14 protein-coding genes are annotated in these 19,846 nt (G+C 71.0%); 2 read left to right on the top strand and 12 right to left on the bottom strand.

Annotated elements, in window-relative coordinates; translation table 11 throughout:
• Window positions 1-281 precede the first annotated feature (281 nt).
• The 10 genes from AB0F03_RS00005 to uvrC form a co-directional block, all read right to left on the bottom strand.
• Complete coding sequence (locus AB0F03_RS00005) at window positions 282-617, bottom strand: RNA polymerase-binding protein RbpA (RefSeq protein ID WP_003976875.1); 336 nt, start codon at window positions 615-617, stop codon at window positions 282-284.
• Between the two features lie 212 nt (window positions 618-829).
• Window positions 830-1,066 carry a preprotein translocase subunit SecG gene (gene secG, locus AB0F03_RS00010; RefSeq protein ID WP_356820976.1) on the bottom strand — a complete coding sequence of 79 codons (237 nt, stop codon included), beginning with the start codon at window positions 1,064-1,066 and terminating at the stop codon, window positions 830-832.
• A 130-nt stretch (window positions 1,067-1,196) separates the two neighbouring features.
• The gene (tpiA, locus tag AB0F03_RS00015) at window positions 1,197-1,973 is read right to left on the bottom strand and encodes a triose-phosphate isomerase (protein WP_361984398.1); all 777 of its coding nucleotides are present in this window, start codon (window positions 1,971-1,973) and stop codon (window positions 1,197-1,199) included.
• A gap of 3 nt (window positions 1,974-1,976) precedes the next feature.
• Window positions 1,977-3,188, bottom strand: coding sequence for a phosphoglycerate kinase (locus AB0F03_RS00020; protein ID WP_361984400.1), 1,212 nt, complete (start codon window positions 3,186-3,188; stop codon window positions 1,977-1,979).
• Window positions 3,189-3,322: 134 nt separating this feature from the next.
• Window positions 3,323-4,330 carry a type I glyceraldehyde-3-phosphate dehydrogenase gene (gene gap / locus AB0F03_RS00025; RefSeq protein WP_361984403.1) on the bottom strand — a complete coding sequence of 336 codons (1,008 nt, stop codon included), beginning with the start codon at window positions 4,328-4,330 and terminating at the stop codon, window positions 3,323-3,325.
• Between the two features lie 311 nt (window positions 4,331-4,641).
• Window positions 4,642-7,596: a M14 family zinc carboxypeptidase gene (locus AB0F03_RS00030; RefSeq protein ID WP_361984406.1), complete on the bottom strand. Its 2,955-nt coding sequence runs from the start codon at window positions 7,594-7,596 to the stop codon at window positions 4,642-4,644.
• Between the two features lie 171 nt (window positions 7,597-7,767).
• Window positions 7,768-8,757: a DNA-binding protein WhiA gene (whiA, locus tag AB0F03_RS00035; protein WP_361984409.1), complete on the bottom strand. Its 990-nt coding sequence runs from the start codon at window positions 8,755-8,757 to the stop codon at window positions 7,768-7,770.
• Window positions 8,748-9,815, bottom strand: coding sequence for a uridine diphosphate-N-acetylglucosamine-binding protein YvcK (gene yvcK, locus AB0F03_RS00040; protein ID WP_361984412.1), 1,068 nt, complete (start codon window positions 9,813-9,815; stop codon window positions 8,748-8,750). The genes whiA and yvcK overlap by 10 nt, the downstream gene beginning before the upstream one ends.
• A complete protein-coding gene (gene rapZ, locus AB0F03_RS00045) occupies window positions 9,812-10,828 on the bottom strand; it encodes an RNase adapter RapZ (RefSeq protein ID WP_361984415.1) in 1,017 nt (338 codons plus the stop codon). The genes yvcK and rapZ overlap by 4 nt, the downstream gene beginning before the upstream one ends.
• Complete coding sequence (uvrC, locus tag AB0F03_RS00050; protein WP_361984418.1) at window positions 10,825-12,921, bottom strand: excinuclease ABC subunit UvrC; 2,097 nt, start codon at window positions 12,919-12,921, stop codon at window positions 10,825-10,827. Before uvrC ends, rapZ begins: the two co-directional genes overlap by 4 nt.
• Window positions 12,922-13,330: 409 nt before the next feature.
• Here uvrC and AB0F03_RS00055 point away from each other — a divergent pair, with 409 nt between their 5' ends.
• A complete protein-coding gene (locus AB0F03_RS00055) occupies window positions 13,331-14,278 on the top strand; it encodes a hypothetical protein (protein ID WP_361984421.1) in 948 nt (315 codons plus the stop codon).
• 483 nt (window positions 14,279-14,761) lie between these two features.
• On the opposite strand, the gene AB0F03_RS00060 is transcribed toward AB0F03_RS00055, so the two are convergent.
• Window positions 14,762-15,190, bottom strand: coding sequence for a Rieske (2Fe-2S) protein (locus AB0F03_RS00060; protein WP_361984424.1), 429 nt, complete (start codon window positions 15,188-15,190; stop codon window positions 14,762-14,764).
• 319 nt (window positions 15,191-15,509) lie between these two features.
• Between AB0F03_RS00060 and AB0F03_RS00065 the strand changes: the two genes are divergently transcribed.
• Window positions 15,510-16,430, top strand: a complete 921-nt coding sequence (locus tag AB0F03_RS00065) for a carbohydrate kinase (protein ID WP_361984427.1) — start codon at window positions 15,510-15,512, stop codon at window positions 16,428-16,430.
• Window positions 16,431-16,633: 203 nt separating this feature from the next.
• Here the strand turns inward: AB0F03_RS00065 and uvrA are convergent, their stop codons facing one another.
• On the bottom strand, window positions 16,634-19,660 hold the full coding sequence (gene uvrA / locus AB0F03_RS00070; RefSeq protein ID WP_361984430.1) for an excinuclease ABC subunit UvrA: 3,027 nt from the start codon (window positions 19,658-19,660) through the stop codon (window positions 16,634-16,636).
• Window positions 19,661-19,846 lie beyond the last annotated feature (186 nt).

A 19,846-nucleotide genomic window follows, 5' to 3' on the forward strand; every position in this document is an offset into this window, starting at 1 on the left:
TGTACCGCTCCGCACGACCGGGATCCGACGCGAACAATTCCCGCAGATGCGGCTGACTCCGGGCATGATGGTCGGCCAGCGCCGTCCACTCGGGCGTCCGGTTGAGCCTCGTACGGCCGTCTGCGTTCATTTCCGACCTCCGCCTTCCGTCGTGCCTGTCCCAGCCGTTCCAACCTAGTTGATCAGCATGGAACGTGAGCGGCACACGGAGGGCAGGCCGGTGCGGCGCGCCGCACACGGATCCGGCCAGGCACCCTCGGGTACCCGGCCGGTCGGTCTCGCTAGATCTCGCCCCGCAGCTTGGCGAGCGCCTCGGCGAGGATCGCCTCGCCGTCCGCGTCGCTGCGCCGCTCCCGTACGTACGCGAGATGCGTCTTGTACGGCTCGGTGCGCGGCGGGTCCGGCGGGTTGTCCCGGTCCTGGCCGGCCGGGAAGCCGCAGCGTGGGCAGTCCCAGGTCTCGGGAACCTGCGCGTCGCTGGCGAAGCTCGGCTGCGTCTCATGCCCGTTGGAGCACCAGAAGGAGATGCGCAGACGCGGCGCGGACTCGCCGCGCTCGGCCTCGCCCATCGGCCCCGCCCCGACCCGGCTTCCTCGGATCGCGTTGCCACTTGCCACGGTCGTAACTCCCTGCGTGATGGTGCCGCGAAGCGAGTCGGCGTTTCGCTTCGCCGCGAGCGCCTCAGTCTACGTAAGGCCCAACGCGCGTCCAGTGATTGGAGTTACCGGCCCCCACATCCAGACGCAAGCCCCATGATAGGCCGCGCTCAGGATCGCGTACCGAACATGGGGCTTTACGTGCGGAACGGGCGGAATGTGCTGTTCGCGTGTCAGCTGTTCGACTTCATCAGCATGCCGAGGACGATGATGCACGCGAACCACAGCAGAGCGATCACGATGGTGATCCGGTCGAGGTTGCGCTCGGCGACCGAGGAACCGCCGACGGAGGACTGCATGCCGCCGCCGAACATGTCGGAGAGGCCGCCGCCCTTCCCCTTGTGCATCAGCACCAGCAGCATCAGCAGCAGGCTGAAGACGATCAGGGCGATCGAGAACCCCAAAACCACGGCTGGACCAACTTCCTCGGATTCTGATGGACGACGGGGCCGACGCTCCCGCGGGGGCTGGCAGCTCCCGTGACAGTTTCGGCCCCGCAAGCGTACGACGTATCGCCGCTACCGCCTACTCATGGCCGCGTCACTGGTCGCGGAACCGCACGATCCTGACGAACTCGTCGGCGTCCAGCGAGGCACCGCCGACCAGGGCGCCGTCGATGTCGGGCTGGGCCATGATCTCGGCGACGTTGCCCGACTTCACGGAGCCGCCGTACTGGATGCGGATCTTGTCGGCCACGTCCTGCGAGTACAGCTCGGCGAGCCGGGCGCGGATGGCGGCGCAGACCTCCTGCGCGTCCTCGGTGCCGCAGACCTTGCCGGTGCCGATGGCCCACACGGGCTCGTAGGCGATCACGACGGTCTCGGCCTGCTCGGCCGGCAGGTCCTTCAGACCGCCGTCGACCTGGGCGAGGGTGTGGGTGACGTGGTCGCCGGCCTCGCGGACGTCCAGCTCCTCGCCGACGCACAGGATCGGGGTCAGACCGTGCTTGTAGGCGGCCTTGACCTTGGCGTTGACCAGCTCGTCGGTCTCGTTGTGGTACTGGCGGCGCTCGGAGTGGCCGATCACCACGAAGGTGCACTTCAGCTTGGCCAGCATCGGGCCGGAGATCTCACCGGTGTAGGCACCGGAGTCGTGCTGCGAGATGTCCTGGGCGCCGTACTTGATCCGGAGCTTGTCGCCGTCGACCAGGGTCTGCACGGAGCGCAGGTCGGTGAACGGCGGCAGGACGGCGACCTCGACGGCCTCGTAGTCCTTGTCGGCCAGGGCGAAGGCGAGCTTCTGGACGTGCGCGATGGCCTCGAGGTGGTTGAGGTTCATCTTCCAGTTGCCCGCCATGATCGGCGTGCGGGTGCTCAAGGGTCAGTCCTCCAGTGCGGCGAGGCCGGGGAGCGTCTTGCCCTCGAGGTATTCGAGGGAGGCGCCGCCACCGGTCGAGATGTGGCCGAATGCGTTCTCGTCGAAGCCGAGCGTACGCACGGCGGCGGCGGAGTCACCGCCGCCGACGACGGTGAAACCGCCGGCGCCGACGAGGGCCTGGGCGACCGCTCGGGTGCCCTCGGCGTAGTCGGGGTGCTCGAAGACGCCCATCGGACCGTTCCAGAACACGGTCTCGGCGTCGGCGAGCTTCTGGGCGTACAGCTCCCGGGTCCTCGGACCGATGTCCAGGCCCTCCTGGTCGGCGGGGATCTTGTCCGCGTCGACCACGGTGTGCTCGGTCGGGGCCTTGGCCTTCAGGTCCGGGAACTCCCGCGAGACCACGACGTCGACCGGGAGCACCAGCTCCACACCCTGCTCCTCGGCGCGCCGCATGTACTCCTGGACGACCGGGACCTGGTCCTCCTGGAGCAGGGAGATGCCGACCTCGTAGCCCTTGGCCTTGAGGAAGGTGTAGGCCATGCCGCCGCCGACGAGGATGCGGTCGGCCTTGCCGAGGAGCTGGTCGATGACGGCGAGCTTGTCGGAGACCTTGGCGCCGCCGAGCGCGACGACGTAGGGGCGCTTGACGTCGTCGGTGAGCTTCTTCAGGACGCCGACCTCGGTGGCGATGAGGTAGCCGGCGTAGTGCGGCAGGCGGGCCGGGAGGTCGTAGACGGAGGCGTGTCCCCGGTGCACGGCGCCGAAGCCGTCACCGACGTAGACGTCCGCGAGGGCGGCGAGCCGGTCGGCGAAGACGCCGCGCTCGGTGTCGTCCTTGGCGGTCTCACCGGGGTTGAAGCGCAGGTTCTCCAGGACGGCGACCTGGCCGTCGGTGAGCCCGGCGACCGTCTCCTGGGCCGACGGGCCGACGGTGTCGGTCGCGAAGGCCACGTCGGACCCGAGGAGTTCACCCAGGCGGGAGGCGGCGGGCGCGAGGGAGAAGGCGGGGTCCGGGGCGCCCTTGGGGCGGCCCAGGTGGGAGGCGACGACCACCTTGGCGCCCGCGTCGGCGAGGGCCTTGACGGTGGGCAGGACGGCGCGGATGCGGCCGTCGTCGGTGATCGTCCCGTCGGCGAGCGGCACGTTGAGGTCGGCGCGGACGAAGACCCGCTTGCCGCGTACGCCGTCGGCGAGAAGTTCGTCGATCGTCTTCATTGAGTGGACTCCTGAGGAGGGCTCGTGGTGCACCTGATCGTAAGAGGACGTGGTCAGTACGCGGGACAGGGCCCGGGCAGCGCGGCGGTGCGCTGCCCGGGCCCTGCGCCCACTGCGGGGTCCTGCTGCTGCGATCAGAGCTGGTTGCCGACGAAGACCGTGAGGTCCACGAGGCGGTTGGAGTAGCCCCACTCGTTGTCGTACCAGCCGATGACCTTCACGCTGTTGCCCTCCTGGACCATGGTCAGGGAGGAGTCGAACGTGCAGGACGCCGGGGCGTTGACGATGTCCGAGGAGACGATCGGGTCCTCGGTGTAGTCGATGAGGCCCTTCAGCTCGCCCTCGGCGGCCTTCTGGAAGGCGGCGTTGACCTCTTCCTTGGTGACCTCGCGGCTGAGTTCCACGACGAGGTCGGTGACCGAGCCGGTCGGGACCGGGACGCGCATGGCCATGCCGTCCAGCTTGCCCTTGAGCTGCGGCAGCACCAGGGCAGTGGCCTTGGCGGCGCCGGTGGTGGTCGGGATGATGTTCTCGGCGGCGGCACGGGCGCGGCGCAGGTCCTTGTGCGGGAAGTCAAGGATGCGCTGGTCGTTCGTGTACGCGTGCACCGTCGTCATCAGACCCCGGACGATGCCGAAGTTCTCGTCGAGGACCTTGGCCATCGGCGCCACACAGTTGGTGGTGCAGGAGGCGTTGGAGATGACGTGGTGGTTCGCCGGCTCGTACTTGTCCTGGTTGACGCCCATCACGATCGTGATGTCCTCGTCCTTGGCCGGAGCCGAGATGAGGACCTTCTTGGCGCCGCCGGCGATGTGCTTGGCGGCGTCGTCCTTCTTGGTGAAGATGCCGGTCGACTCGATGACGATGTCGACGCCCAGCTCGCCCCACGGGATGTCCGAGGGGTTGCGCTCGGAGAGCACCTTGATGGTGTGACCGTCGACCGTGATCGTGTCGGCGGTGTGGGAGACCTCCTGCTTGAGGCGGCCCAGGATCGTGTCGTACTTGAGCAGGTGGGCGGTGGTCGCGGTGTCACCCAGGTCGTTGACAGCCACGACCTCGATGTCTGCGCCCTGCTCCAGCAGTGCGCGGAAGTAGTTACGCCCGATACGGCCGAAGCCGTTGATGCCTACGCGGATCGTCACGAACCGATCTCCTCGTTGGTACGCCGGCCATGCGGTGCCGGCGAGCTCTGTTTGGGATGTCCCCGACCACCACCGACCCTACCTCTCTGCGGGCCCCGGGGTGACATCGAGATGGCGCATACACGGGCAGGCGGTCCGTACTGGTCAGTAGGGGTACGGACCGCCTCGGATCGGCAGCGGATTCATCCGTATGTGCTACGAAATGCGGGGCACTTTTGGCGCCGTTGTCACTCGTTCGTGAGCGGGTCGGCTCACTTGATGAGTACCCCGTTCGTGCACCGTTGAGAGGGGGGTCCGCTCACCTGGTCCACTCACCTGTCGAGCGAGTCGAACGCCTTCCGCAGCAGAGCCGCCCGGCCGGCCGCCGACGTCACCTGTTCGAGGCCGAAACCGAGCAGCACGGTGTCGTCCGTGGCGACCGCTCCGTACGTGCGGAACAGCGCCCCGGTGCGCGCCCAGTCCTTGAGCACCGCCGGACTGCCCGCGGGCGGTCCGGCCGCCCGCCATGCGCCCAGGGACGACTCGAAGCCCTCCGTCTCCCTCGCCGTGCCGCCCACCACCAGTGAGGCGTCGTCGGCCAGGACACCGTGACCGCCGCTGCCGGGATCGGTGATGTAGGCGACCGACACCTCGACGGATTTCCCGGCGTAGCCGCTCAGGTCGAAACTCACCTGCCGCCAGCCGCCGGAGCTGCCGGTGAGGCTGTTCCAGGCACCGGTGGCGCCGCCCGCCGTGCAGGCGTTGCCGGTGAGCGTCAGGTAGTGCTTCAGCCACGGGTGCTCGCCGATCAGGAAGCCGTCCCCGCAGTCGGCCGGCACGGCCGTGCTCGTGGCCCCGCCGGCCTCCGGCAGGGTGGTCCAGTCGGCGGCGCCCGCGGTGTGCGCCTCGACCACCGCGTGGTCGTAGCCGGGTTCGGTGTCCCACAGCAGCCGCATGCTGAGGGCCGGCTTGTCGGCGGCGCCGACACCGGTGAGGTCGATGGTGCGGGTGAGACGCTTGTAGGCGTCGTCGGTGTGCACCGCGGCGGCCATGGCGGCACCCGCGTACGGCCCGTACGGGTTGACCGTCCCGGGGAACGTTCCCGCGCCCGCGCTCTTGAACTGGGGATGCGTGGACACCGGCAGCTCGTCGGAGGTGACGCCGTAGGTGCCCGCCCCGTCCAGCGGGTTGCCGGGCGCGTCACCGAGGGCGCCGGTGACACCGTCGAGCGCGCCGGAGCCGGTGAAGCCGGTGGCCCCCTTGGTCGACGTGCGGCTGTAGGCCCCCAGGTAGTACTGGCTGAAGTCGTCCGACAGGGTGCCGCCGCCGAGGTCGACGCTGCCGCCGGCCAGTTCACCGGCCTCGATCAGCTTGCCGCCCTCGTTGACGTAGGCGCGCAGCTGGAGCTGGGTGGGTCCGGCCGGGCCCTTCGCCCCCGAGTAGTGCACGACCGTCCGGAAGTGCCGCAGCACGCCGAGCGCGTCCGGGGCGCCCCGGGTGGCCACGTCCCACACGATCGCCCTGTGTCCGGCCGCCTTCAGCGCGTCCACGTACGTCCGTGCCTGCGTGGCGGCCGTCCCCTCCTCGGCGACGACCAGGGTGTCCGCCTTCGGCCGCTCGGCGACGGTGTAGGTGAAGTGGGAGCTGGAGACCTTCCTGCCGCCCCCGGTCTCGCCGGTGAACCACACCTCGACCCTGTCGCCCGGCTCGCCGTCGCGCACCCTGGCCCGGTACTCGTCGAAGTAGAGGTCGTCCTCGCCGCCGTAGGTCTGCCCGCCCTTCCAGGGCCGCAGCGCCTGGTCGAGCGTACGGCCGCCGTTGACGCGGTACTTCAGCTCCTTGTCCCGGACCGCCTTGCGCACGACGGCCGAGACCTCCTGGTCCGCGCCCCGGGAGTACGACGTGGAGAACGCGGCCGGGGTGAAGTCGGCGGCGCTCAGGCCCACCGAGGAGACCGGCCTGTCGGGGTGCACGGCGGTCTCGGCGACGGAGAGCGCGAAGGGGACGTTCTTCTCGAACTCCTGCCGGATCAGCTTCTCGTCGTCCGGGAAGTTGAAGACCGACCGGCAGTCCTGGGACTTCCAGGCGTCGTCCGGATCGAGGTCCGAGGCGGTCTGACAGGTCGACATCTCCGGGGTGAACATCGCCATCCCGTTGACGTTCGACGCGTGCCCGTCCGCCTCGCCGTTGGTCGTGTACAGCTCCGAGGAGACCTGCGAACGGTAGCCGGGGATCGCCGGGTTGTCGGGGGTGCCGGCCAGCGCCCGGTAGAGGACGTCGTCGGGCGTGGGCGTGGCCACCTGCCAGCCGACTCCGTAGAGGAGGAGTTGGGCGGCGGAGTGGTAGTTGATGGCGTACCTGAAACCGACGCGCTTCTCGAAGGCGTCCAGCGCCCGGGTCTCGGGCTCGGACGCGGGGCTCGCGCCGCGGTAGGTCTGGCTGGTCGGATCGGGCGACGAACCCTCGTCGTCGTAGCCCCACTTGTACGGGAAATTTCGGTTGAGGTCGACGCCGTCACCCGTGCTGATGACGCCGTCGCCGTTGACGTCCCGCAGGTTCTTGCGCCACAGGCGGGTGCCCGCGTCCCGGAAGGTGTAGTCGTAGCCGTCCGGGTTGGCCGACAGGACGAACCACAGCTCGGTCGAGTCGACGATCTTCTTGACCCGCCGGTCGTTCGTGTAGTGGTCCAGGTAGTAGTGCATCAGACGCCGGGTCATCTCCGGGGTGATCCACTCGCGCGCGTGCTGATTGGACATGTACAGCACCGACGGCTTGGAGCCGTCCCGCGACCCCTTGGCGTTCCTGGTGAGTTTGAGCGCGAGGATGTCCTGGCCGTCGACGGTCCTGCCGATGGACTCCACCTTGGCGAGAGAGGGGTGGTCCCGGGCGGTGCGCAGGATCTCCTCCCTGAGCCCGCCACTGCCGCTGTAGGGACGGAACACGCCCTGCGCGGCGCCCTCGACGCGCGCCTGCGCCCGGGCGGACAAGGTGCGCTCGGTCAGGTCGACGCCCTGCTTCCGCAGGTGCGCGGCCTGCCTGCCGGTGAGGTAGACCTCGACCTCGGTCCGGCCGTCCCCGGTCACCTGCTCACTGAGTTCGCGGCCGTCCTGGCCCGCCCGGAGCAGCAGGGGCACCTGCTGCCGGGTGACGTCGGCGCGGAAGACCCTGATCTCGTCCGGCTGGGGTGCCGCCGGATGTCCGCTCTGTGCCTGGGCGATGGGCGCGAGGCTCGCTCCGCCGATCAGAAGCGCGCCGACAGCGAGGATCGATCTCGCTCTGTGTCTCATGAACCCCCCTAGCGGTGGTCCGCCACAGCGACGAACAGCTGCCAGGCTCAGGTCACTCCTTGATCGAGTCAAGAGCGCCTCACGGACACGACGAGGGAGACGGTGAACGAGCCCCGAACGGCCGATGCCGGGGCCCCGACCGGGCCCCGGCACGCGGAGTGTGACGTTCCGTCAGCCGACCAGGTTGTCCGCCAGATCCTCGCTGAGGTTGGCGTCCGTACCCGGGATGCCCAGGTCGGAGGCGCGCTTGTCGGCCATCGCCAGCAGGCGGCGGATGCGGCCCGCGACCGCGTCCTTCGTCAGCGGCGGGTCGGCGAGCGCGCCCAGCTCCTCCAGGGAGGCCTGCTTGTGCTCCATGCGCAGCCGTCCGGCGGCGGCGAGGTGCTCCGGCACCTCGTCCCCGAGGATCTCCAGAGCGCGCTGCACCCGGGCCCCGGCGGCCACCGCGGCGCGGGCGGAACGGCGCAGGTTGGCGTCGTCGAAGTTGGCGAGCCGGTTGGCGGTGGCCCGCACCTCCCGGCGCATCCGGCGCTCCTCCCAGGCCAGCACCGACTCATGGGCGCCCAGACGGGTGAGGAGGGCGCCGATCGCGTCACCGTCCCGGACGACCACCCGGTCCACGCCGCGCACCTCGCGAGCCTTCGCGGCGATCGACAGTCTGCGGGCCGCGCCGACCAGCGCGAGCGCGGCCTCCGGGCCCGGGCAGGTCACCTCCAGGGAGGAGGAGCGGCCGGGCTCGGTCAGCGAGCCGTGCGCCAGGAAGGCCCCGCGCCAGGCCGCCTCCGCGTCGCAGGTGGCCCCCGAGACGACCTGCGGGGGCAGCCCGCGGATCGGGCGGCCGCGGCCGTCCACGAGCCCCGTCTGGCGGGCCAGCTGGTCCCCGCCCGCGACCACACGCACCACGTACCGCGAGCCGCGGCGCAGCCCGCCGGGCGCCATCACGATCAGCTCGGAACTGTGGCCGAAGATCTCCAGAATGTCCCGCTTGAGCCGGCGCGCCGCCATCGCGGTGTCCAGCTCCGCCTCGATCACGATGCGCCCGCTCACCAGATGGAGGCCGCCGGCGAACCGCAGAACGGCGGAGACCTCTGCCTTCCTGCAGCAGGTCCGGGTGACGGGGAGCCGGGAGATCTCGTCCTTCACCGCTGCCGTCATCGCCATGGGCCGATCCTTCCATGCATCCGAAAAATACGGTCGTACGCGGCGGCCAACAGCTCCGGATCATGCCGGGGCGTTCCGTCGGTCCGGGCCACCGGCGCCAGCTCGACCGCGGCTCCCAGCCGCTTGGCGGCCTCGGTGAGCACATCGCGGTCGGGCACGGCGGCGTCGTCGGCCAGCACCACGTCCAGGGCGAGTTTAGGGGCGTGTCGCCCCAAAACCTCCAAATGACGCTGCGGTGAGAAGCCTTCGGTTTCTCCCGGCTGCGGCACGAGGTTCAGGGAGAGCACACGGCGGGCCTTGGTCTCGGTGAGGGCGTCGAGCAGCTCGGGGACGAGCAGGTGCGGGATCACCGAGGAGAACCACGAGCCGGGGCCGAGGACCACCCAGTCCGCGTCCAGGACCGCCGCGACGGCCTCCGGCACGGCCGGCGGGTCGTGCGGCACCAGGTGCACCGACTGCACCTCGCCGGGTGTGAGAGCCACGGTCGCCTGCCCGCGGACCGTGTCCACGTCGTCCGGCCGCTCCGGGTCGTGCCCCCTGACCAGGGCCTGGAGTTCCAGCGGCACGGCCGACATGGGCAGCACGCGCCCGTGCGCCCCGAGCAGCCTGCCGACCAGGTCCAGGGCCTGGACGTGGTCGCCGAGCTGCTCCCACAGGGCCACGATCAGCAGGTTGCCGACCGCGTGGTCGTGCAGGTCGCCCTTGGAGTGGAAGCGGTGCTGGATGACCCGGGACCAGGTCTGCCCCCAGTCGTCGTCCCCGCACAGCGCGGCCAGCGCCTTGCGCAGGTCGCCGGGCGGCAGCACACCCAGCTCGTCCCGGAGCCGGCCGCTGGAGCCGCCGTCGTCGGCCACGGTGACGACGGCGGTGAGATCACCGGTGATCCGGCGCAGCGCCGCGAGCGACGCGGACAGGCCCATGCCGCCGCCGAGCGCGACCACCTTGGGCTGGGCGCCGCGCCGCCGGGGCCGGGCCCCGCGGACCTCGGCCGGGCGGCCGGCACGGGCCTCGGGCACCATCCGGCGCAGCCTGCCCAACCGCGGTGTACGTTCCGTCATTCCCGTCCCATGTCCCGGTGTACGACCACCGTCTCCACGCCCTCGGCCGCGAGCCGCGCGGCGAGCTTCTCCGACATCGCGACCGAGCGGTGCTTGCCGCCGGTACAGCCGATGGCGATGGTCACATACCGCTTGCCCTCGCGGCGGTAGCCGGCCGCGATGAGCCGCAGCAGCTCGGCGTACCGGTCGAGGAACTCCTTCGCGCCGGGCTGGTTGAAGACGTAGGCGGCGACCTCCTCGTTGACGCCGGTGTACGGGCGCAGCTCCGGGACCCAGTGCGGGTTCGGCAGGAACCGCATGTCCGCGACCAGGTCGGCGTCGACCGGCAGGCCGTACTTGAAGCCGAAGGACATCACGGTGGCCCGCAGCTCGGGCTCCTCCTCGCCGGCGAACTGGGCGTCCATCTTGGCCCGCAGCTCGTGCACGTTCAGGCTGGAGGTGTCGATCACCAGATCGGCGTCGCCGCGCAGCTCGCGCAGCAGCTCCCGCTCGGCGGCGATGCCGTCCACGATACGGCCGTCACCCTGGAGGGGGTGCGGCCGGCGCACCGACTCGAAGCGGCGCACGAGCGCCTCGTCGGAGGACTCCAGGAAGACGATCCTGCGGGTGACGCCCCGGGTGTCCAGGTCGGCCAGGGACTCGCGCAGGTTGTCGAAGAAGCGCCGGCCGCGGACGTCCACGACGACCGCGATCCGCGCGACGTTGCCCTGGGACCGGGCGCCCAGCTCCACCATGGTGGGGATGAGCGCGGGCGGGAGGTTGTCCACGACGAACCAGCCGAGGTCCTCCAGACACTTCGCGGCCGTGGATCTGCCCGCTCCGGACATGCCGGAGATGATCACCAGCTCGGGGATGGCCGCCTCGGGGGCCCCGGCTGTCTCGCTGCCCGTACTCACCTGTGCTCCGTTGTCCTCGCCCGCTCCCTGGCCGGCGTCCTGCCGGGCGACATCGTCACCCGTGTCGCTGTGCGCCTGTTCCCCATGCGCTGTGGGCTGTGCGTCGTGCTCGGTCATGTCTCCTGCCCCCGTCGTCCGTCCGGGGGGCCCGTGGTCACGGGCTCCCCCGAGGAACCCCCCGTCGTGCCGGGTTCCTCATCCTCAATAATCTCTCCGGTCGCCGTGTTCACGGCGGGTGCGGCCGGAGCCGCCCGGGCGAGGGCCACGGCGATGGTCTCGGCCGTCTTCCGGCCTATCCCGGGCACTTCCTGGATCTGCTCGACGGTGGCGGACCGCAGCTTCTTCACCGAGCCGAAATGCCTGATGAGCGCCTGCTTGCGGGTCTCGCCGAGTCCGGGCACCTCGTCCAGCGGGCCGGCCCGGAAGCGCTTGGCCCGCTTGGTCCGCTGGTAGGTGATCGCGAACCGGTGGGCCTCGTCACGGACCCGCTGGAGCAGGTAGAGGCCCTCGCTGGTGCGGGGCAGGACCACCGGGTCGTCCTCCCCGGGCACCCAGACCTCTTCCAGGCGCTTGGCGAGACCGCAGACCGCGATGTCGTCGATGCCCAGCTCGTCCAGGGCGCGCCGGGCCGCCGCGACCTGCGGCTGACCGCCGTCGACGACGACCAGCTGCGGCGGGTACGCGAACTTCCTGGGACGCCCGTCGTCGTCCTTGAGGGAGTCGGTGACCACTTCCGTGCCGGTGAGCGCGCCGTCGTCGTCGGTGAGCGCCTCCTCGGTGCCGGCGCCGTCGGCCCACTCCCCCGTCCTCTCCTTCTCGGCCAGGTAGCGCCTGAAGCGCCGGGTGATCACCTCGTGCATGGAGCGGACGTCGTCCTGGCCGGCGAAGCCCTTGATCTGGAAGCGGCGGTACTCGTTCTTCCGCTGGAGACCGTCCTCGAAGACGACCATGGAGGCCACCACGTCGTCGCCCTGGAGGTGCGAGATGTCGTAGCACTCGATCCGCAGCGGGGCGCTGTCCAGGTCGAGGGCCCCGGCGATCTCCTCCAGCGCGCGCGAGCGGGTGGTCAGGTCGGAGGCGCGTTTCGTCTTGTGGAGGGCCAGGGACTGCTTGGCGTTGCGCTCCACGGTCTCCATGAGCGCCTTCTTGTCGCCGCGCTGCGGGATGCGCAGCGAGACGTTCGCCCCACGGCGGGCGGCCAGCCACTCCTGGACCGGCTCGACCGGCTCGGGCAGGGCCGGGACCAGCACCTCCTTGGGGACCGCGTCCCCGGTCTCCTCGCCGTACAACTGCTGGAGGGCGTGTTCGACCAGGGCGCCGGTGGTGACGTCCTCGACCTTGTCGGTCACCCAGCCGCGCTGGCCGCGGACCCGGCCGCCGCGTACGTGGAAGATCTGGACGGCCGCCTCCAGCTCGTCCTCGGCGACGGCGATGAGGTCGGCGTCGGTCGCGTCGGCGAGCACGACCGCGTTCTTCTCCATGGCCTTCTTCAGGGCCCCGATGTCGTCGCGCAGGCGGGCCGCCCGTTCGTACTCCATCTCCTCGGCCGCCTCCGCCATCTGCTTCTCCAGACGGCGGAGGTAGGTGCCGGTGCGGCCGGTCATGAAGTCACAGAACTCGTCGGCCAGGTCCCAGTGGTCCTCGGGGGTGATCCGGCCGACACAGGGGGCGGAGCACTTGTCGATGTAGCCGAGCAGGCAGGGGCGGCCGGTACGGGCGGCGTTCTTGAAGACACCGGCCGAGCAGGTGCGCACCGGGAAGACCCGCAGCAGCAGGTCGACGGTGTCCCGGATCGCCCACGCGTGCGCGTACGGCCCGAAGTACCGAACGCCCTTCTTCTTGTGACCGCGCATCACCTGCACGCGCGGGAACTGTTCGTTCATCGTCACCGCGAGGTAGGGGTAGCTCTTGTCGTCGCGGTACTTGACGTTGAACCGGGGGTCGTACTCCTTGATCCAGGAGTACTCCAGCTGGAGCGCCTCCACCTCCGTGGACACCACGGTCCACTCCACGGACGCGGCGGTGGTCACCATCGTCCGGGTGCGCGGGTGCAGGTTCGCCAGGTCCTGGAAGTAGTTCGCCAGGCGCTGGCGCAGGCTCTTCGCCTTCCCGACGTAGATCACCCGGCGGTGCTCGTCACGGAACCTGTACACCCCGGGGGAGTCCGGGATGTCTCCCGGCCTGGGGCGGTAGCTGGAGGGATCGGCCATGTCTCACACCCTACTGGCGAGCGCCGACACCGCGTCGCGCCTGTGGACGACGCCCAGCCCCGTGCGGCGCCCCGGGAGTGCGTCGGCAGCTCCCCCGCCGCGATGTCCGCGCCCCTGTCCCACCGGCCCTCTTCACCGGCGCCGCCCACCGCGCCTCTCCCCCGGCGCACCCGCCCGCACCCGGCCGCGAGACGGTGAGGTCCGGTCAGTCGTCGGCGGCGGCCGGGCGCCAGGTGTTGTCGGGTTCTGGTCAACACGCTTCAATGCGGGGAAACTCGGGGCCGTGCACGCATGCACACGGCGCGGCGGAGCCCGGCCACGGGCGTCCGCGCGCCCACGGGGGTGGCCACGCGGACTCGCACAGACGGTCTGACCAGCCGGAGTGACACCTTACAGAAAGGCCCTCGGCATGCGGCATGCCACAGAGCACGCGGACCTCCCCACCGCGGACCTCGACACGGCCCTGCGCGGCGGCCCCTTCCATGTGGCGCTGCGCGCCGCGATCGCCGCACGCGGACTACCGCTCCAGCGCGTGCAGCACCATCTGTCACGCCGCGGGGTCACGGTGGGCGTGACCAGCCTGAGCTACTGGCAGCAGGGCGCCCGCCGCCCGCAGCGCCCGGAGTCGCTGCGCGCCGTCCGGGCGCTGGAGGAGATACTCCAGCTGCCGGACGAGTCACTGATCCGGCTGCTCGCCGAGGCCGACGAGCGCCCGACGGCCGGCCGGCCGGGAGGCCGCTCCTACCGTTCCCTGGCCGAGGCGTCGGACGTCCTGGACCGGCTCACGGCCGACCTGGGCTGGTCCGTGGACGGCGGGCTGCACACCCTCGGCCACCACGAATGTGTCCGGATCGGCGCCCGGCGCGAGCTGGCCGGCCGCGAGGCCCACCACATCGTGCGGGCCCACCGCGACGGCGTCGACCGCTTCGTCGCCGTCCACCACGGCGACCGGGGCTGCGATCCGCGCCGGATGACCGTGCGCGCCCTGGAGAACTGCCGCACCGGGCGCCTCCGCTGGGACCAGGACACCGGCGTGCTGGTGGCCGAGCTGCTCTTCGACACCCGGCTGCGTTCCGGCGACACGTTCCTCTTCCGGTACGCCGTCGAGGACGGCACGGCCGGGACCGCCCGCGAGCATCTCCAGCGGTTCGGCTCCCCCGGTGGTCAGTACGCGCTCCAGGTGCGCTTCGACCCGGCCGCCCTGCCGGTGCGCTGCCACCGCTTCGCCCAGCACTCGCCAGCGGCTCCGCGCAGCGGCCGGCAGGAACTCGCCGTGACCGGCCTGCACCACTGTGCCCACGTGGTCGAAGCGCGCATCCGGCCGGGCATCGTGGGAATCGCCTGGGAGTGGGAGTGACGGCATCCTCTCCGCCCGTTCCCCCTCGTGCCCGGAACCATCCGACAGGCCGCCGCACCGAGGGCGACAGGGGCCGGTGTGCTGCCTGCCCGGCAGCACTGCGCGACGGGGCGACCGGTTGGAGGCTTTGGGCGACCGGGTTGGCGGCTTTGGGCGACCGGGCCGGGCGGGCGGCTCCGGGGCCGGGGCTCTACGGGGTCGTCGATCTGGGCGGTGCCGGGCGGCCGGTCCGGGCGGCTCCGGGCGGCCGGTCCGAGGCCGGGCGAGCGGGCTGGGGCCGGGCAAGCGGGGCTGGGGTCGGGCAAGCGGGCTTTGTGACTCCGGGCGGCGCGCCTTCGCCGCTCCCGGCGACTGGTGGACGGGCCGGGCGAGCGCCCTTCCTGGCTCCGGGCGGCGGTCTGGGACCGGGCGCCCGAACCTCGTCCCTCCCGAACGCCAGTGGACGGCTCCCGGCCGGCTCGGCCGGCTGCGGGCGGCCCTCGGTCAGGCCGCCGGGCCGGCGATGATCCTGCCGTTCGCGGCCTTCACCGTCAGCTCGCCCAGGGGCTCGGTGGCCGGCGCCTGGACCACCTTGCCCGTCACGGCGTCGAACTCGCTGCCGTGGCACGGGCAGACCAGAGTCGTCCCCCGCAGTTTGTTGATGGGGCACCCGGCGTGCGTGCAGATCGTGCTGTACGCCTTCAGCGTGCCGTTCCGGTCGCGGCTGACCACCACGTTCTGGTCCTGGTAGAGCTGGGCGCCGCCCTTCGGGACCTCACTCTCGGCACCGAGATCGACCGGTGCGGTCGGGGTGGCCGCGGCCGGCCCGCTCCCGTCCGGTGCCGCGCACGCGGCCAGGCCGAGTCCGGCGACCGGGGCAGCGGCGGCCCCGCGAAGGACGGTACGGCGGCTTGCCGAGGAGCGGGCGGGCATCTGGGTCTCCACAGGTCAAGGGGTGTGCAGGGCGACGATACCCGGAGGGAGGGAGCGCGTCGGACCCCGGGGGCGGCAGGTGCTCACGTTCCCGTTTACGCGGGACGAGACGGTGAGATACCGTCCCGGTTCGGCCGACCCCGCACGCGGGCGCGGGCGCAGGGGCAGGCCGGGAAGGCTCGGCCGACGGCACGGAGGGGCGGTTCAGTCCGCACCACCCCTGCCGGGAGCCGGCGGCGGGCCCGGGCCGGCTCACGACTCAGCCGGCACAGGGACCGGGCCGCTCACGACTCGGGTCCGCCAAGAAGGGAACCGCCGCATGATCGTCGTTGCCGGTGAGGCACTGATCGACCTCGTACCGCAGGGCCCCGGTGCCCTCGCGGTACTGAAACCGGCGCTCGGCGGCGGCCCCTACAACACCGCCGTGGCCCTCGGGCGGCTCGGCTCCCGCACCGCCTTCTGCTCCCGGGTGTCGGACGACGCCTTCGGCGAGGCCCTGCTGGACGGGCTACGGCGGGCCGGGGTCGACGTGTCCGGCGTACAGCGGGGGCCGGAGCCGACGACCCTCGCGGTGGCGACGGTCGACACCGCCGGCTCGGCCGCCTACTCCTTCTATGTCGACGGCACCGCCGACCGTCTGTTCTCCGGCCCGGTGACTCTGCCCGCCGGTACCCGCGCCGTGTCCTTCGGTACCTGTTCGCTCGCCCTGGAGCCGGGAGCGAGCGCCTACGAGGAGCTGATGCGTACCGCTGCGGGACAAGGGCTCTTCACCGCCCTCGACCCCAACATCCGGGCGGGGCTGATCCCGGACGCGGACGCCTATCGGACGCGTTTCGCGAGCTGGCTGCCCTCGGTGACGCTGCTGAAGGTGTCCGAGGAGGATGCCGCGTGGCTCGGCGGCACCCCGCGCGCATGGCTGGCCGCGGGACCGTCGGCCGTGGTGGTCACCCGGGGCGGCGACGGCCTGACCGTGTTCACCCGGGACGGCGGGGAGTGTTCCGTACCCGGTGAGAAGGTCAGTGTCGTGGACACCATCGGCGCCGGTGACACGGTGAACGCGGCCTTGCTGCACGGACTGGCCGTGCGCGACGCACTGACGCCGGAAGCGCTCGCCGCCCTCGGGAGGGAGGGCTGGGCCCGGCTGCTGCGCTTCGCGGCCCGCGCGGCGGCGGTCACCTGCTCGCGGGCGGGGGCCGAGCCGCCGTACGCGGCCGAGCTGGGCGGGCCGGCCGCGTGGTGAGCGGTCTGTTCTCCCTGTGCTGTTGACAAGGTACGGCCGGCTCTGCGGGGTGCGGGGGCCTGTCGGACCGCAGAACCGGGCTGGCTGTCGAGAGAACGAACGGCGCCCCGCGAGGAGTTCCCGCGGGGCGCCGAATTTCTGATGCCGTGTCAGCCTGACCGGGAAGCGTAGGCGTTTCTGGCCTCCTCCCGGTCCGGCCCGGCTCAATCCTTGCGGGCCCGCGCGGCCTTCTTCGCGGGCGTCGCCTTCTTCGCGGCGGTGGCGGTCTTCTTGGCCGGGGTGCTGTCGGCCTTGACCGTCACCGTCTTCTTCGCCGGTGACTTGGCGGCGGCCGTCCTGCGTGCCGTCGTGGCCCGCAGCGCCTTGACCGGCTCGGCGTCGCTGACGCGGTCGGCGCCGAGGACCTCGCGCAGGAACTTGCCGGTGTGGCTGGCCGGGACGCCGGCGACCTCCTCCGGCGTGCCCTCCGCGACCACCAGGCCACCGCCGGCGCCGCCCTCCGGACCCATGTCCACGATCCAGTCGGCGGTTTTGATCACATCGAGGTTGTGCTCGATGACGATGACCGTGTTGCCCTTGTCGACCAGCCCGCCGAGCACCGTGAGCAGCTTGCTGATGTCCTCGAAGTGCAGACCGGTGGTCGGCTCGTCCAGGACGTAGACCGTGCGTCCCGTGGACCGCTTCTGGAGTTCGCTGGCGAGCTTGACGCGCTGCGCCTCACCACCGGAGAGGGTGGTGGCGGACTGGCCGAGGCGGACGTAGCCGAGACCGACGTCGTTCAGCGTCCTCAGGTGCCGGGAGATCGCCGGGACCGCCTCGAAGAAGTGCATGGCCTCCTCGATCGGCATGTTCAGCACCTCGGCGATGGACTTGCCCTTGTAGTGGACCTCCAGGGTCTCCCGGTTGTACCGGGCACCGTGGCAGACCTCGCACGGGACGTAGACGTCCGGCAGGAAGTTCATCTCGATCTTGATGGTGCCGTCACCGGAGCAGTTCTCGCAGCGGCCGCCCTTGACGTTGAAGGAGAAGCGCCCCGGCAGGTAGCCGCGGACCTTCGCCTCGGTGGTCTCGGCGAACAGCTTGCGGATGTGGTCGAAGACACCGGTGTACGTCGCCGGGTTGGACCGCGGGGTGCGGCCGATCGGCGACTGGTCGACGTGCACCACCTTGTCGACCAGGTCGTCGCCCGCCACGCGCGTGTGCCGTCCGGGGACGGTCCGGGCGCCGTTCAGCTCGCGGGCCAGGTGCGTGTAGAGGATGTCGTTGACCAGCGTCGACTTGCCGGATCCGGAGACGCCGGTGACGGCCGTGAACACACCGAGCGGGAAGGAGACGTCGATGTCCTGCAAGTTGTTCTCGCGGGCACCGTGCACGGTGAGCTGCCGGGACGGGTCGAGCGGGCGGCGCACGTCCGGGAGCGGGATCGACTTGCGGCCCGAGAGGTACGCGCCGGTCTGCGACTCGGTGTTGGCGAGCAGTTCCTTCACGGAACCGCTGTGCACGACCTTGCCGCCGTGCTCGCCGGCGCCGGGACCGATGTCCACGATCCAGTCGGCGACCTTGATGGTGTCCTCGTCGTGCTCGACGACGATGAGCGTGTTGCCCATGTCGCGCAGCCGGACGAGGGTCTCGATCAGCCGGTGGTTGTCCCGCTGGTGCAGACCGATGGAGGGCTCGTCCAGGACGTAGAGGACGCCGACGAGGCCGGAACCGATCTGGGTGGCCAGGCGGATGCGCTGGGCCTCGCCGCCGGAGAGGGTGCCGGCCGCACGGTTGAGCGAGAGGTAGTCCAGGCCGACGTCGACCAGGAAGCGCAGCCGCTCGTTGACCTCCTTCAGGACCCGCTCGGCGATCTTCTTGTCGCGGGCGCTGAGCTTCAGTTCGCCCAGGAAGTCGGCGCAGTCGCTGATCGACATCGCGGAGATCTCGGCGATCGACCTGCCCATGATCGTGACCGCGAGGACGATCGGCTTCAGGCGCGTGCCCTCACAGGAGGGGCAGGGCACCTCGCGCATGTAGCCCTCGAAGCGCTCGCGGCTGGCGTCGCTCTCGGCCTCGCTGTGCCGGCGCTTCACGAACGGCACCGCACCCTCGAAGGGGGTCGTGTAGACGCGCTCGCGGCCGTACCGGTTGCGGTACCGCACCTCGATCTGGGTCCTGTGACCCTGGAGCAGGGCCTTCTTGGCACGCTGCGGCAGACCGGCGAAGGGGATGTCCGTGCGGAAGCCGAGGGCGTCCGCGAGGGCGCCGATCAGGCGGCTGAAGTAGTCCTTGGTGTGCCCGTGCGACCAGGGGTGGATGGCACCCTCGTCCAGGGACTTGTCGGGGTCCGGGACGATCAGCTCGGGGTCGACCTCCATGCGCGTGCCGATGCCGGTGCACTCGGGGCAGGCGCCGAAGGGCGAGTTGAAGGAGAAGGAGCGGGGCTCCAGCTCCTCGAAGGAGAGGTCGTCGTACGGACAGTAGAGGTGCTCCGAGTACATCCGCTCGCGCTCGGGGTCGTCCTCGGGGAGGTCCACGAAGTCGAGCACGACCATGCCGCCGGACAGGCCGAGGGCCGTCTCCACGGAGTCGGTGAGGCGGCGCTTGGCGGAGTCCTTCACCGTGAGGCGGTCCACGACCACCTCGATGGTGTGCTTCTCCTGCTTCTTCAGGGCCGGCGGCTCGGAGAGCTGGACGGTCTGGCCGTCGACGCGCGCGCGGGAGTAGCCCTTGGTCTGGAGGTCGGCGAAGAGATCGACGAACTCGCCCTTGCGCTCGCGCACCAGCGGGGACAGCACCTGGAAGCGGCTCCCCTCGGGGAGCTCCAGGACCCTGTCCACGATCGCCTGCGGCGACTGGCGCGAGATCGGGCGGCCGCACTCGGGGCAGTGCGGCTTGCCGATGCGTGCGAAGAGCAGACGCAGGTAGTCGTACACCTCGGTGATCGTGCCGACCGTCGAGCGGGGGTTGCGGGAGGTCGACTTCTGGTCGATGGAGACCGCCGGGGAGAGGCCCTCGATGAAGTCGACGTCGGGCTTGTCCATCTGCCCGAGGAACTGCCGTGCGTACGAGGAGAGCGACTCCACGTAACGGCGCTGACCCTCGGCGAAGATGGTGTCGAAGGCCAGGGAGGACTTGCCCGACCCGGACAGGCCCGTGAAGACGATGAGCGAGTCACGAGGCAGGTCGAGCGACACGTTTTTCAGGTTGTGCTCGCGCGCGCCACGGACGATGAGACGGTCGGCCACGCCGGTCCGCACCTTTCTAGAGAAGTGACAGGGGCGGGGCCCCCGAGCTTCTTCAGACTAGGGGGAGCCACTGACAACGCCGGTCGGATTGCCCGGTCGCATAACAACCCCCGACCCTCCAGCATGCCCGACGCCACCTTCGACGATATAGCACGTGCTTTCGATTTGCGGGCGAGGTTCCTCACC

It is taken from the genome of Streptomyces sp. NPDC028722, assembly GCF_040637655.1.
In the GTDB taxonomy this organism is placed as follows: Bacteria; Actinomycetota; Actinomycetes; order Streptomycetales; family Streptomycetaceae; genus Streptomyces.